General features: G+C 43.5%; 13 protein-coding genes. 4 read left to right on the top strand and 9 right to left on the bottom strand.

Going from position 1 to position 15,201, the window contains the following annotated elements; translation table 11 throughout:
* Window positions 1-17: 17 nt before the first annotated feature.
* From MH117_RS01945 to pdxR, 4 genes are all read right to left on the bottom strand, one after another.
* Complete coding sequence (locus MH117_RS01945; RefSeq protein WP_239326836.1) at window positions 18-1,232, bottom strand: GBS Bsp-like repeat-containing protein; 1,215 nt, start codon at window positions 1,230-1,232, stop codon at window positions 18-20.
* Complete coding sequence (locus MH117_RS01940) at window positions 1,229-1,720, bottom strand: hypothetical protein (RefSeq protein ID WP_239326834.1); 492 nt, start codon at window positions 1,718-1,720, stop codon at window positions 1,229-1,231. The genes MH117_RS01945 and MH117_RS01940 overlap by 4 nt, the downstream gene beginning before the upstream one ends.
* The gene (locus tag MH117_RS01935) at window positions 1,692-3,362 is read right to left on the bottom strand and encodes a hypothetical protein (RefSeq protein ID WP_239326832.1); all 1,671 of its coding nucleotides are present in this window, start codon (window positions 3,360-3,362) and stop codon (window positions 1,692-1,694) included. Before MH117_RS01935 ends, MH117_RS01940 begins: the two co-directional genes overlap by 29 nt.
* Window positions 3,363-3,608: 246 nt before the next feature.
* Window positions 3,609-5,051, bottom strand: a complete 1,443-nt coding sequence (gene pdxR / locus MH117_RS01930; protein ID WP_239326830.1) for a MocR-like pyridoxine biosynthesis transcription factor PdxR — start codon at window positions 5,049-5,051, stop codon at window positions 3,609-3,611.
* Window positions 5,052-5,180: 129 nt separating this feature from the next.
* Here pdxR and MH117_RS01925 point away from each other — a divergent pair, with 129 nt between their 5' ends.
* Entirely contained in the window at window positions 5,181-5,759 is a 579-nt protein-coding gene (locus MH117_RS01925) for a GNAT family N-acetyltransferase (RefSeq protein ID WP_239326828.1), read from the top strand.
* A gap of 51 nt (window positions 5,760-5,810) precedes the next feature.
* Here the strand turns inward: MH117_RS01925 and MH117_RS01920 are convergent, their stop codons facing one another.
* Window positions 5,811-6,524, bottom strand: a complete 714-nt coding sequence (locus tag MH117_RS01920; protein WP_239326826.1) for a metallophosphoesterase family protein — start codon at window positions 6,522-6,524, stop codon at window positions 5,811-5,813.
* Between the two features lie 341 nt (window positions 6,525-6,865).
* On the opposite strand from MH117_RS01920, the gene coaA reads away from it, so the two are divergent.
* The gene (coaA, locus tag MH117_RS01915; protein WP_239326824.1) at window positions 6,866-7,786 is read left to right on the top strand and encodes a type I pantothenate kinase; all 921 of its coding nucleotides are present in this window, start codon (window positions 6,866-6,868) and stop codon (window positions 7,784-7,786) included.
* 554 nt (window positions 7,787-8,340) lie between these two features.
* Here the strand turns inward: coaA and MH117_RS01910 are convergent.
* Window positions 8,341-9,324, bottom strand: a complete 984-nt coding sequence (locus MH117_RS01910; protein ID WP_239326822.1) for an ABC transporter substrate-binding protein — start codon at window positions 9,322-9,324, stop codon at window positions 8,341-8,343.
* A gap of 221 nt (window positions 9,325-9,545) precedes the next feature.
* Window positions 9,546-11,162 (bottom strand): helix-turn-helix domain-containing protein, encoded by a 1,617-nt coding sequence (locus MH117_RS01905; RefSeq protein ID WP_239326820.1) that lies wholly within the window; start codon window positions 11,160-11,162, stop codon window positions 9,546-9,548.
* A gap of 223 nt (window positions 11,163-11,385) precedes the next feature.
* Here MH117_RS01905 and MH117_RS26460 point away from each other — a divergent pair, with 223 nt between their 5' ends.
* Window positions 11,386-11,514: a hypothetical protein gene (locus tag MH117_RS26460; RefSeq protein ID WP_275444468.1), complete on the top strand. Its 129-nt coding sequence runs from the start codon at window positions 11,386-11,388 to the stop codon at window positions 11,512-11,514.
* A gap of 105 nt (window positions 11,515-11,619) precedes the next feature.
* Window positions 11,620-12,162, top strand: coding sequence for a superoxide dismutase family protein (locus MH117_RS01900; RefSeq protein ID WP_239326818.1), 543 nt, complete (start codon window positions 11,620-11,622; stop codon window positions 12,160-12,162).
* A gap of 99 nt (window positions 12,163-12,261) precedes the next feature.
* On the opposite strand, the gene MH117_RS01895 is transcribed toward MH117_RS01900, so the two are convergent.
* Window positions 12,262-12,600, bottom strand: a complete 339-nt coding sequence (locus MH117_RS01895; RefSeq protein WP_239326816.1) for a CHY zinc finger protein — start codon at window positions 12,598-12,600, stop codon at window positions 12,262-12,264.
* A gap of 269 nt (window positions 12,601-12,869) precedes the next feature.
* Window positions 12,870-14,951, bottom strand: a complete 2,082-nt coding sequence (locus tag MH117_RS01890) for an endonuclease MutS2 (protein WP_239326814.1) — start codon at window positions 14,949-14,951, stop codon at window positions 12,870-12,872.
* Window positions 14,952-15,201 lie beyond the last annotated feature (250 nt).

Genomic DNA, 15,201 nt, shown 5'->3' with positions numbered 1-15,201 from the left:
AGCCTAAGCACGCTTAATTACGAATCAACTTCTACTATCCCTCCATGATAGAACTTTTCATCCACATAAATATGAGTGATATAAGAGCCTATTTCTCCATTGTGTTTATCAAAAAATATCCTTCCCCGCCAAATCCCTTCACTTACACACTCACCATTAATCCATTCAAGGTCATCTTGGCCATTGGCTGATGTCCAAGTAGGAAACTGAACGTTTTTAGTTGCACTCGGCAGACCATAAACGTAAATATCGTACCATTTCTCATTTATTTTAGATTTAGTAGGATACGAGGGGCTTGCTGCAACAGAAGTAATATGACCCCAGATCATCCGCCTGTTACCATATTTATCTTCTGTATATACATGAGTGATATAATTACCCGCTTCATACTTATGATCACGATAATTCACGGTATATATCCAATCCCCATTCACATTTTTGTTACCTTTAACATAAGGGATTTTTAAATCATCCTGCCAATTTTGTTCTGTCCAGGTTGGAAAATAGACGTTGCTCACCTTATCCGATAGACCTGATACCGTAATTTGATAATGACCGTCTTTTAATTCAGCTTGCTTTGGAGCTGTGACAAGAGCTTTATTTTCAACAGTCACATTTGCAATCTGGATCATGTTTTTGTCAGCGTAGACGTGGGTCGTATAAACACCTGTCTCCTCATTGTGCTTCGTATAAATAACCGTACCTCGCCATACTCCTGGAGCTTCTTTGATTCCCTGAATCCACTCCACATCATCTTGACCATTATTTAACGTCCAGGTTGGGAAATAAACCTGCTGTACCGACTCCGCAACATTATATATAACTAGATCGTAGGAGGCATCTGAAATGTCCACCTTTGTAGGGGCCTTATTACCTCCTTGTACCGTATACTCAATCATTCCGATAATTCTAGAATTACTATATTTATCAAAGGAATAAATATGAGTGATATAATTGCCAGTTTCATAATTATGGTCACGATATGGAATTTTAATCTCCCATGTATCTATATCCGTCTTAGATCCTATAATCCAAGGAGATTTCAGGTCATCCTGACCTTTGGCTTTCGTCCAAGTTGGAAATCTCACTTCTTTTACGGTCGGTGATACACCAATTATCCGAATAGTTACATCGTCCTCGTTTAGGGATAGGTTAGGACTGAGCTCTATTTTCCCAGTATCCACGACTTGAAATTCAAGCTGACGTGTATCTTTTCCATCAACCTGGATCATAGCGTGATACTTTCCGTCCCGTGCGATAGCTCGCTAAACTTAATGATTGCCTTCCACAACCCATTTCTCATCTTCTCTGCAAGAACAACTGAAGAATGCTCTCTATTAACCGTATCTGACCAGTAAGCCACCTTCAACTCACTCACATCGGAATTGTTCTGTTGAACATATATCGTTAAGGAGGCATTGGAGGAAGAATAAACAGCATGCTCTCGTTGGAGATATGTTTTCTTTAAATTGCCTTGCAAGTCATATTGTTTAATTAGGATCTTCCCGTTCTGGTGCACAGCCTGCAGCTTCTGATCGACATCATAAATATTAATGCTCGCTTTGGAACCATCCAGATTAACGACCATGCTATCTCCCCACTGCACATATGCGTCCAATGCAGCTTGAGCTGTGCTTGCAGGTAACTGCAAACACCATATGCCAATCAATATAATTACTGTGATCGTTACCTTACTGATACGCCATTTTAACATTGTCAACTAATATCTCTCCTTCCCCACCATCCGTAATGCCTCTTATTAAAATGTATACAAACGCATATGCTGCCTGCTCAGGCATCTTCCCTGCTGTTGTTAGTGTAATTGGTGTAGTTCCTGTCACCTTATCACCCTCAACAATACTTGCCCCTACAAATTGGTTATCTACATTAAAAAAGTCGATATAAAGCTGAACTTTTGCATGGTCTAAATGACTTATCCTCAAATCACTAGTGGCTTTAAAATTTCGTAATGGCACGATCGCTAATTTTTGCACTACGCCTACAATTCCATTTGCCTTGATGGCTTTGCCAGATATATATTGAGCAATTTCTTTGTCTTTTTGCTGACGCAGTTGAAAATCATATGAATCAGAGCTCCATACTACCTTATCCCAATAATCTGACTTCAAATCTCCATTATGGTAAACATCAAATTTTTCATCTGCAGTTATACTTGGTTCGTTGTATACAAATCTCAAATTATCGACTTGAATGTGGCCTGAGCTGTTAGCTTTTTGTCCTCTGATCAATGCATATACGACTGCATGAGTCGCAGTTGCAGGGACTTGTCCGTATTCCGAAATCGTAATAGCGTTACCATTAGTATTCGTAAAATAAGGAGCTGCGTAAGCCCCCACAAATCGCCCATTGTCATCCTTAAAATCCACGTAAAGCTGGACATAAGAATGTTTCAATCTGACAATATTAAAGCTGCCTGATACTTTAAATTGTGTTGATTGAGAAGATGGCGTAATGTGTATGACTTGACTTATGCCTGCAACTCCGTTCTCACTAATCTGATCTGCTATTACTTCTTGTACATAATTATTATCGTATTCAAGAACATTGGTATTTCTCATACCTATATCCCATCCTACCCTCGTCCATAAATCAGCGACTTCCTGACCACTCGTTCCATCAACTGATCCGTTACTTAACAGGTTAGAATCCATCCCATACCGAAATTCCGCATTCCGTATATAGAAAGCAGCCTGCCCATTATCCGATTCGCTTCTCGACAAAACATAAACTCGTGCTGTTGAAGCATTTGCTGGAATATTCCCCCTAAGGCTGAACGTAACATAATCTACCTTAATTGGACCTTTCAGTTCTTGGACATTGACACTGATAAACTTCTGTGCTTGGTCATAATAGTCCACATACAATTGCATTCTGCTTTCATGGAGTTCCTGAATATCCATCGATACACGCAATGTGTACGGTTGATTTGGTTGTACAGCTACAACTTGGCTTATCCCGCAATATCCATTGTTTTTCATCTCCGAGCATCTCACCGATTGCGCTTTTGCTCCGAGATGTTCAACTTCTTTAAATTCAGCTTTGGGGACATCCCACTTTGAAATGTCCCATTTTTCAACAACTCCATTTATAAAGCTGTCAAAGTTAGAGTTGCTCAGTCTATTAAATACTGGAACCGGGGCGTCAACTCTATGTTTCTTTAAAATGACGTTCCCATTCGAATTATAGTTGTATTCAACTTTGCTTCGATTGTCATAATTATATGTAGACTTCAACTTACCATTAGAGTCATATATATACTCGTTAACGGATAAAGCGTACGCTGACTCACACATACTTATTGCAAATAAACTTACGAGGAACCAAATGATCATTTTTCTCATGCTTTCACCTTTTTCCATCATTTATGTTTAACTTACAAATAGACCCTGCACTCTAACACAATACGCCATGGTCAAAGAAGATTCCAAACAATATTTGGATACATAAATAAATTATGCTGAAAATAAAAGGAAACTAGCTTCAACAGCTAGTCTCCTTTATCTCAACAAGTATACGGTTTTTAGATAAGTTCCTTCCTATCAATCCCCTATTTCAATTATTCTAACTCTTAATATGGTGGTAGAACATCATTTTCCATACCACACTTCATACAACCGCTCCACTCCCTCTACAATCCGCTCCATCTTAATGCCGCCAAAGCCCAAAAGAAACTCCTTGTGCGTATGGTGCGGCGGTTCCAGCCAAGTATAAGCAGCAGAAGCTATACGGATATCCGCCTGCTTGGCCAGCACGACCAGTTCCTGCTCCGTTTTGGTGTGCTCGATCCGCAGCAGGATATGAAATCCGGCATCTTTTCCGATAATTTGCGCCTTCCCCGCAAAGACACGTAGGATCGTTTCGATCACCAAATCGTGCTTTTGTCCGTACCATTTGCGCATCTTGCGAACATGGCGTTCCAAATGACCACCCTCCATAAAAAGTTGGAGCGTGTATTGATGAAGCCTAGATGAGGATTGCTCCAGCAGCGTGTAATATTCCAAGCGCTGGTAGGCATCTAGTAATGAAGCAGGCAGCACCATGTAATGCACACACAAAGCAGGGGCGAGCACTTGAGAGAATCCGCCCAAGTAGATGACATTTGCATCCGTCACCAAGCCTTGCAGCGAGGGCACTGCTCGACCATGATAGCGGAATTCCCCATCATAATCGTCCTCAATGATAAAGCCTCCCGTTTGGCGCGACCACTCCAACAATTGAATCCGCTTGCCGATCGGCATCGTCATACCGCGCGGATACTGGTGTGATGGCGATACGCAGACAGCTTGTACTTGACGGCTGACTAGCTCCCCGATACATATCCCATCTGCTTCCAAAGGGATGGGGGACACCTGAAACCCATTCTGCTTAAACGTCTCTGCGTGAAGCAAATAACCCGGATTCTCCACACCGATATGTTGTACTTGTAGTTTTAACAAGCTGCTTAACAAAGTTAATAAATGATGCTGGTCCGAGCCAACAACAATCTGATCTGGTGTACATTGGCAGCCACGGAAGCGATGCAAATAACTGCTAATTTGCACACGCAGTCCATATTCTCCTTGTGGGTCCCCATAGAACAACAAATGTTGATTATCAGGACGCAGTGCTTGATTGGACATCTTTCGCCATAGCTGAAACGGAAATAGAGCGAAGTCATTTTGGGATAAATGAAAATCGTATTGGTATGAGGCACCATCTCTTGCTGGAAATGCCCTTGATGCAGCTCTTTTGGTTAAATCAACAGGGGCGCCTCCCCCCTTGTCCCGCTCAATGTTCAATTCCAGATCACCTAGAGGCTGAACATAATACCCTCGCTTTGGCTTGCTCACCAAATAACCCTCTGCCTGGAGCTGACTATATGCGGATTCTACTGTGGTTGGGCTGACTCCTAAGAAGTCCGCTAATGATCGAATAGAAGGCATGCGGGTATGCTCAGCCAAGCCGCCCGTCACCATTTCATGCTTGATATGTTCATAAAGCTGCACATACTGCGGCTTCGAGTGCTGCTTATCTAACTTAGAAATAAACATGGTAAACTACACGCCTCTCATATCTGTCCTTTACACTTGCTCGAATCTGTATATTTTAAAGCATACAGGTTACATGTATAGTGAGACTATAATTTGGCTTTATTACGATAACTACTGGAGGGACTAACGATGTCAGCAGCAGAAAAAACACACAAGCCGATACGTTTTTTGGAAGGACAACACATCTATTTAAGACCCGTCAATCAAGAAGATACCGAATCCTATTATCATCTGTTATTTCATTCGGAAATGAGAAGATTAACCGGTACACAACGGCATTTTACTAAAGAGCAGATCCACAGCTACATTGAGAGTAAAGCACAAGATTCGACCACTGTGCTGCTGCTTATCGCCGAAGCCTCTTCCGACACGCTAATCGGTGATATCGCACTTCAAGATATCGATTCTATTAACCGCAACGCTAATCTACGAATCGCAATTGATGCCCCATCCCATCAGGGTAAAGGATATGGTTCAGAAGCAATCCGGCTAATGCTGGAGTACGGCTTTGGTATTTTGAATTTACATCGGATCGAGCTTAACGTATTTACGTACAATGACCGCGCCATGCACGTATATAAGAAATTAGGTTTCAAGCAGGAGGGTGTCCAACGGGAGATTATATTCTACAATCATCAGTACCACGATTCGATCTTAATGAGTATGTTGGCTAGTGAGTATCGTGCTTTGTACAAAGGGAATGCGTAACACAAACCATACAAGGAAGGAGAGAGCACCGATATGGTCTCCCTCCTTTTATTATTTCACAGCATAAGCTTTGTTATTGGTTACATCCAGCGCATTTAATTGCCCGCCATAGACAGCCCCGCCATCAATACCAATGATCCGATTCGTTCCATAGTATATTTCATGATTGTCAACGTCCCTATGAAGCCCATTCGTTGTGGTGTGGCCAAACACGACCGTCTTCTGTCCTTCATATCCCTGATGAAAATCCTCCCTGATCCACATTAACGTGTAAGGATCTGTCTTGTAAATAGGGATGGTAGGATGAACACCTGCATGTACAAATATGTAATCTTCCGTTTCAATATAATGATCCAATTCTTGTAAAAACGCTAAATCTTCCAATAATTCCACAGCACGTTCGGAGGGGGCAAGTTCATAAGTATCTTGCTCTGGCTTCTCAATCAAAAGCTCTTGACTAATCCCATAACTCAGCAGTGTTTTGTCGCCGCCATTCCGCTTGAACCAACGATTCCAAGCGTCATTCCCCGCTCCTGTCAGCGCTTTTATCATCATATCCTCATGGTTCCCTTTAAGAGCAAGGGCGCCTGCAGCCTTTAACTCCATCACTTTCTTGATGACACCTCGCGGATCTGGGCCTCGATCCACATAATCCCCGAGCAATATTAATTGATCAAGCTCTGAATCATAATTCACCAATTCCAGAAGCCGATTCAGCTTATCCAGTTCGCCATGAATGTCACTAATAACGAGTGTACGTTTCATACTAACAACCTTCTTCCTTAGGTAACAAATTACTACCATTATACTAACGAGTCCGCACTTCCAACAAGTTTCGATCTGCTGTTTACTCTATTATTTCCCGAGGAATAATCCGAACACACAACTCTGATATAACAGTGAATATAGTCGACAACAATTCACTGCTAACTCAACAAAGGAGTGAGATATAAGTGTTATCAACACTCCAATCCGTTCCAACCCGCTTTACATCAAACCTCCTAGTTACGTCCTACTTGGCTTGACGAGCATTTAGTAATAAAATAATGAAATACATGTTCTTCATTGCGACATCTAAACTGATTGAAACGTGAGGTCCATCATCTATGCCAAAGTCTTCTCCTTACAGTACGGTTGAAAGAGAACGGTGGGCCAGTCTTGGCAGCCGTATGCATACATCCGTGACACCGGAACAATTTGAACAATTGAAAGGACTTAATGATCAAGTGTCCATTCAAGAGGTAAACGACATTTACCTCCCGCTCGCGGAAATGATTCATCATCGTGTGATGGCGTCTATGCAATTGCATCATACCTTATCCTCATTCTTGCAGCTTGATGGACCCAAAGCGCCCTTTATACTAGGCATCGCTGGTAGTGTTGCAGCAGGTAAGAGTACCACCGCAAGGCTGCTGCAGGTTCTATTATCGCAATATGACTCGCATCCGCAAGTTGATATGGTGACAACAGACGGTTTCTTATATCCAAATGCAGTTCTGCAATCTCAGGGAATGATGAATAAAAAGGGCTTTCCCCAAAGCTACGATACAAAGCGGCTGCTTCGCTTCTTGACGGATATCAAATCCGGAAAACCTAATGTCACGGCACCGATATATTCCCATCTGGTCTACGATATTGTTCCTGATCAGGAGCAAACCATTAACAGTTCGGATATTCTCATTGTCGAAGGAATTAATGTGCTGCAGGTTAGTCGGGAAGGCAGTATTTTTGTAAGCGACTTCTTTGATTATTCCATCTTTGTTGATGCAAGCGAGCAGCATCTGGAGCAATGGTACGTTGAGCGATTTAATTTGCTGAGAAGCACCGCTTTCCAGAAGCCAGAATCCTACTTCCATCGTTTTGCCGGCTTGCAAGAGGAGGAAGCGCAGCAGCTTGCACAGCAAATATGGAGAGACATTAATTTGGTGAATCTTACGGAAAATATATTGCCAACCAAACCTCGTGCTGAGCTCATTCTCGTAAAAGGAGAACGGCACGGTGTCGAGAAGATATTAATGCGAAAGTAACTTTTCGAGAAAAAGGTTGAATTCATTTCATAACGGGGAGAAATTATGGACAACCTTGCTGTTTTTGATTATTTGAGACCTATTTATATTTTTTTTATCATTATTCTCGCTATTTTATTGATAACTATTATTTTTCAGAACAATCGAATTAAGCTGTTTAATAGTTTATCAATCATAAGTATCTCATTTATATGCACAGCGGTATCTGTTTTTATGACATATCAAATGGGTTACATTGTAGACGAATTATCACTTAAAGGCGATTCTGTTTCCTGTTACCTGTTAATTGCTGTAACCTTGATGTCAATCATTAATATTGCTGCTTACTTAATAAAAAATGTACAAAAATGAAACAGTTTAACCATGCTTCAAGTAATCAGTGCAGCCCAGTTCAGATCTGTAAAATAAGAGTTGTCTTTAAGTTATTTACTGTACTTGCCAAGTTTCACTGTAATTAATAAAAAAAGAGACGGCTCCTGTTGAATCGAACAGCCGTCTCTCTCCTATTATGATAATACCTAATTTGTATCTGGCACTTGATATCTATGAATTCCCTACTTCTCGCTGATGCTCGTGATCCAAGCAGCAAGCTCCTCTGTCTGCGATAACGTTGCAATTGGATCAAAGTACCATGATTTCTCATGCTTCCATATGTATACTCGATCTTGTTTAACAGCATCAAGTGTTTTCCAGACGGGATCCGCTTTCAGGTCTTCCATCGTAATGGTCTCTGAGCTTAAAATGATATAGTCACCTGCAAAGTCAGGCAGTACCTCTTGCGACACCTCCATGGATTGCTGCTCCATTATTTCCTTTGCTTTCTTTGCAGGCGGATGGAGACCCAGTGCACGGTATATCGCTTGCCCGCCCCTGCCAAAGTTGTCGCCAAATACGCCCGTGCTCTTGCCCCAGTCCTCCATGATAGAGAAGGTAGCCTCTTTCGGTACAGCTTGATTTACTCGCTCTTTTAATTCAGCTACTCGACGGTCATACTTTTCCAACCACGCCTTTGCCTCGGTCTCCTTGCCGAGAACCTTGCCAAAATACGTCACTTCCTCATGCGTATCTTTAAGCTCGCCAAACGGAACCAATATCGTAGGTGCTATCTTGCTGAACTGCTCGTACGCTTCCGCATTTCCTGTAATAATCGTGTCCGGCTGCAGTTCCATAATTTTTTCAAGCGAAATTTGTTCATATTCCCCTATATTTTCAACACCTGCAAGTGCCTTCGTAAAATATGGATTTTTTAAGTTTAGCTCTGGTGTGCCCACTGGCTTGACCTCTAATGCAATCAGACTTCCGAGATACAAATCCACAACAATGCGCTGTGGATGTGCAGGAATGACAACGTCACCCTTGATCGTGGACACTGTCCTCGTCTGTGCTGTGGCATTTGTGTGCTCGGAAGAAGAGACTTCATTTCCTGATGCAACTGGTGTAACGCCTGAATGGCTTGGCGATGCTGAAGAACACCCCGTCCATACGACGGTCATGAGCAGCATAACAAATGCCGCGTACAAATGTACATATTTACGCATATGATGAACTCCTTTATGTATACCGAAATCAGGGTAGCGGCCGCTTCCCGCAAATATTGCACGAGCGTGTGCAGTGATTCTACATCTGTACGATATGGTATAATGGTTTTATTCCAGTTCCATCTATGAGAATCATTATCAACCCGCTCTAAGCCTACTATAACAGCCACCCTCAACGCCGTATATTCACAAAAGGACATCGTTTCATGTATGGATAAAAGTCAGATCAGGCTTATAGCTGACAATATATCCTGTTGAACCTGCAGCTGCCGTTCCAATGCCAAGCCTTCACTGTGCCAGAAATCCTCCAGCCTAATAAAATATATACGTTGGTACTGATACGCGCTCAGTGTGCTCCATATCGGATGACGTGAGATCGATTGCTTCATTTTGTCCAGCCAGCCCTCCTCTTCTGGAACGACCACAAACATGTGATCAGCCGCATACTCCGCCAGCACCGACTCATGAATATAGAGATGGCGATGACATTCCAGTACCTCCTTGCGCACACGCTCAGGCGGTTTCAGACCGATCAGCTTATACAAATTGTAAGCCCCTCTTGTGGTATGATTCCATATATAGAGATGTTCATCATCACGAATCTCATACACCCCAACCGTGTCTCCAGCATGAATTAGAGGTGCCAATTGCCGCCTCGCCTGAGATCCTTTCTGCCTGTAGCCCGCGATCCAGGCTTCCGCTTGTTTTTCCAACTTTAGTAATTTTCCGAATAGTCGAACCTCCTCTATCCGGTCCAGCTTGTCCGCTTCAATCGTAATTAACGGGCCTGCAGTTTCCAATAATTCGCTTAACTTTGGATCAACATAAGTCGGTGCAATGACCAGATCAGCTTGCAGTGCAGCCCAGTCATTCAAAGAAGGATGATCCAAATCTAACTCGATAACACCTTCCCATTCCGGACTCAATAACAAAGAATTGCGCAAATAACTTTTATCCACGGCAACAGGTGTAATGCCAAGCGCCAACAAATCTCCAGCAAACTGCAAGCACACAATACGACGGGGAACTGGCATGTCCCTGAATTGGCTAGGTGTCATACCCGTTACTTGCTTAAATTTGCGGCTAAGGTACAAGCCATCTGCATAACCAACTAGATGGGCGATGTGACTAATCGTATGTTCGCTTGTGAGCAACAGCTTTTTCACTTCATTAATACGGATGCGGCTCACATACTCTGTAAATGTCCAGCCCATCTGTTTTCGAAACCACACAGAAAAATAACGGGGGTTAAATCCCGTTAACTGGGCGATCTTTGTGCGCGAAATATCCCGATCAAAGTGTTCATGAATGTAGGCAAGCAGCTGTTCCAACGTAATATCCTGCCTCGCGCTGCCAGCTTGAATCGCACCTTTAAATATAGTGTTTGACAATAAGCGCAGCAGCTCGTTTGCATCATCCATCTCTCTCGTACCTATCCAGCACTCGCGTAGGTCACGAAACCAAGACATCACCTTCTTATTCACACCAACGGACAAGACTCCGTTTATTGGAAGCTCCGTATGGGCTAGTTCATAGGTGACGGCATCTCCGTCCCAGCGACTGCACAGGTACATATCATACTGCACATACGGGAGTTGAAGTTTCTTCCTCTGCCCTGAGTAGGAGATCTCATACGTCGATTCCGGTCTCATAAATACGATACTACCCTTTCCCACAGGGAAGCACTTGCCGTTAATAGAGAGTGCAACCTCTCTATCGTCTACCACGAGTAATGTCGGAGCACCAACCCTCGCGTTTATTGGCTCTTGATTGGATTGTAAGCACATCGTCCCTGCTTCCCTTAACATGTAGAGACGCTGCACACATTTGCTATTCAACTTGCCACCCCTCCTGCCTGAGCCTGTTCACCTTGTTCACCGGATAGCTCTGTTCCCTAAGCACATCTATTCCAGACTACTCTTATTTAACAGATGTTGATGTTGATTCTCATTATCAATGTTATTATAACGGCAACCCTTCCCCAGCTCTACCTTTATAGCTGTAAATGCATAAGTTTCATCTGTCTACTGGGAATATTCAGAATAAATTCCATTCGACACTATGCTAGCTAAATGGACGCAGCTCAATATGGCAGCCAACCTAATTGACGGCAGATGGAATTATGATGGTCCGATTATGAATGATCGCTTGCTAAATGAACTGACCGCGCTCCTAACTTGTATATCATGACATACGGCTTGCTACAACCATTTGGATGTCATTCCGTCTCCCTCCGTTTTCTTTATTGAAAATAGGTAAACACTAGTATGGAAGTCACATTCCAAGGAGGACACGATGAACAAGTTAGCAATGACGAGTCTACTATTGAGCGGATTCCTGTTAAGCGCCTGTGCTAACAGTACAGCTCTAGCTGAAGCCAAGCAGCCCGAAATAACCGTGAATATGATCAACAACGAAGGAGCAGCAATCGGAACTGCTCGCCTTACGCAATCAGGGGATACCGTACATCTCTCCATCGAGGCTCGCAATCTGACGCCTGGCATACACGCGATCCATTTTCACGAGACAGGTCGATGTGATACTCCTGATTTCAAGACGGCCGGAGCCCATTTGAATCCCCAGCACAAAGAGCACGGATTTCACAATCCTAAAGGATTCCACAGCGGAGATCTGCCCAACATTGAAGTAGGGACTTATGGCACCGTAAAAGCAAGCCTCTCCACCAAAACGGTCACTTTAGTGAAAGATCAACCCAACTCTCTACTGAAGTCTGGGGGGACCTCTATTATTATTCATGCCAAAGCGGATGACTACATAACAGACCCTTCCGGAAACTCCGGTGATCGAATTGCGTGCGGGACTGTTCAAGAGCAGTAATATGTGACCAGTCAGTGCTTCTTAAACTTTACAGTGCAGCTGGATACAGCAAATACCGTGTCTTTCGAACTGATCGAAAGACACGGTATTCTGTATCCGTTATAGGTTGCATGTAGATACGGAGTCCGCTTCAAAGTAAAGATGTGAATGGTTCGCGCACTTCGGATTAAACTGAAACTGACACACAGGACAGCGATAATTGCTGTTAAGATACGTCTGGATCGTCAGCTCAGTCTGACAATTACCGCAGTGTATCGCTTTACTGTCCCACTCTTGCTTAGGCCAGGTAACCGCAGGGTGATTCGCTGAATCCTCATGACAAAAATAACAACCATAATAGATGTTGCAACATTTAAATTTAATAGCTACAACGTCCATTTCTTGATGATAATGCTTACATCTTCCTTGCTTATCAATAGCACCTGTAACCTCAATCATTGTACATGCTCACTTTCCCATCCGTTACTTATATAGATTGACTTTAAACGGATTAATACCTAGCATAACATCCAACGGCTTAGGCTTACCATATAGGCAGCGAAGAAGACGAGCTTTCCGCTTTACTTTGCAGTTCCCGCTCATCAATTCTATCGCTGCTCATTGTTCCTCCGTCAACGCAAGCGCAAGCTTCTACATGCGCACATTTCTTTTCACTTCGTTTAACTGTACATGATCCCCTTTATTCTCTTCTATCCTTCACCTATTCGTTAATCTTCTGCTTGTATCTCAATCATCAATCCTTCCACATGCTTGCGGCTCATCAGTTTCCGCTTCTTACGGTTCTCCTTCGTATCCAGGACGATGCTCAAGTCATAATTGTCCGGGTAGAGATCCTTTGCCTCCACATGAAGCTCCAATCGCTTTTTGTTGATTTTACACTTCTGCTTCATAATCAATACGCCGACAATCCCTTTGCTGTCTTCCATCTCACAAACGATTCCAGTCCTGCCCAGATAAGGAATGCGCACGCTGTCACCGAGTTGATAGCGGACCTCTTTTTCCATTTGAGCTTGCTTTTCCTGTTTCTGCTGGAGCTTGTTGCTGGCCTGTATATGCTTGCTGCCTGCTGGTGTTTTTGTGGCTTCACGTTCTGGCTTGGACACAGCATGCGATATAGCTTCTTCTAACGTTTCATGTGATACTAAATTCTTGTGTATTATTTGTATTTCTTGTTTCATGTCTTGTACTACGTGTATTTCGTGCACATCTGGGTGATCTTCTGCTGTTGCTTCAACTCCTGTCTCTTGTGCAGCTCCTATTGCTTTTGACTCTGCTGAAGTGAGCTCACGTGACCGATTAATAATGCTTACAGGCAATCCTAATTTTAAGGCGATCAAGAAGGCGTAGCTTTGCCCCGCCTCGCCGATCACTAAACGATAGGCTGGCTGCAAAGTATCGGGATCAAACGCCATGCGTGCATTCTCGAAACCTGGCGTCGTACCGGCAAAGTTTTTGATTTCTGTAAAATGAGTCGTTGCCACCACGGTGGCTCCTCTGCGATGCAGCTCTTCCAATATCGCAATCGATAGTCCTACCCCTTCGCCAGGATCAGTACCCGACGCCATTTCATCGATGAGCACTAACGTAGCGTGATTGGCAACCTGTAAAATGTCGATCACATTACGGATATGCGCTGAGAATGTACTGAGCGCATGTTCAATGCTCTGTCCATCCCCCATGTCAACTGCAATATGATCAAATACGGCGAACATGCTGCCTTCTGCAACGGGAACGAGTAGGCCCGACTGAACCATGACGGTCAATAAGCCTACCGTCTTAAGTGCAAGTGTCTTGCCACCCGTGTTAGGCCCCGTAATGATAAGCGACTGATAAGTATCTCCGATCGCAAATTGAAGCGGAACCATACTTCCGAGCAAAGGATGCCGTGCTTCCTTCAAGAGTAAGCGGCCAGCCTCATTTAGTTGAACATTACTTCCCTGAATGGAGATTGCATATTTCGCTTTTGCAAACAAGTAATCATAAGCTCCTACCGTATCCACATTAATACGGATCTCATGTGCGTATTGCTCGGCGTAAGCCGTCAGTTCGCTCAGCACTTTAGCTTCAATTCGAGCTTCCTCCGCCCGATAGGCAGCAAGCTCCTGCTGGAGGTGCATAATATCTGCAGGTTCGATATATACGGTCTGGCCACTTGCCGATTCATCCAGCACCGTACCTTTCACTTGCTTCCGATGCTCCTTGCGGATCGGCAAGACATATCGTTCATTACGCATGCTAAAGATCCGTTCTTGCAATATAGAACTGTATCTGCTCATTAACGCTGCTAATCTGCCTTTTAATCGCTCTTCCATCGCTGCGATCCGTTTGCGCACCTTCATCAAGTCTTTACTGGCATAATCAGTAACACGACCATGATGAATACAACGCTCAATCTCGGACTTCAGTGCGGTTAGCTCAAACATCGCCATCGCATAGGCGCTAACATGCGGGGCAATCGCAGCTTTAGCCCTCATATACTTCATGAGCTGCGCACAGCTATGCAGAAACTGATGCATATGCATAAAGTCCTGTTCGCTGTACACATAGCCAGTGTCCAACAGACTTAAAATATGATCGATCCCCTCTAGCGAAGGAATTGGTACACTGGCCCCAGATTGCAGCATGAACTTAGCCTCAGCCGTTTCATCCAGTTGCTGCCGGATTACCTTCAGATTGGTAAGTGGCTTCATATCTGCAATATGCTGCCTGCCAAGATAAGAAGCTGCATGAGACTCAAGTGCCTCTTTGATCTTTCCGTATTCCAAGCGCTGCAAATGCGTGTTATTCATTGTCTATTCCTCCTTGTCAAAATAAAAAAAGGCAGAGAATGACATCGTCATTCCCTGCCTTAAATAGAGCTGCCTATCCTAAATAAACTGCCATAATAACAAAAAAATCCGCGCTGAACACAGCACGGATGATGGCGTCAATAAGATAGGTATACACCTAGGGCATTGTATGATATCCGCTGTTCTTAACTAATTCCGAGGTACTCTTCTGCGCAATAAAAATAAACGTTGTCATCTGTAAAAATTAGAC

Origin of the sequence: Paenibacillus sp. ACRRX (genome assembly GCF_022346885.1) — a bacterium.
GTDB lineage: Bacteria > Bacillota > Bacilli > Paenibacillales > Paenibacillaceae > Paenibacillus_B.
This window is presented reverse-complemented; position numbering and strand designations above follow the sequence as displayed.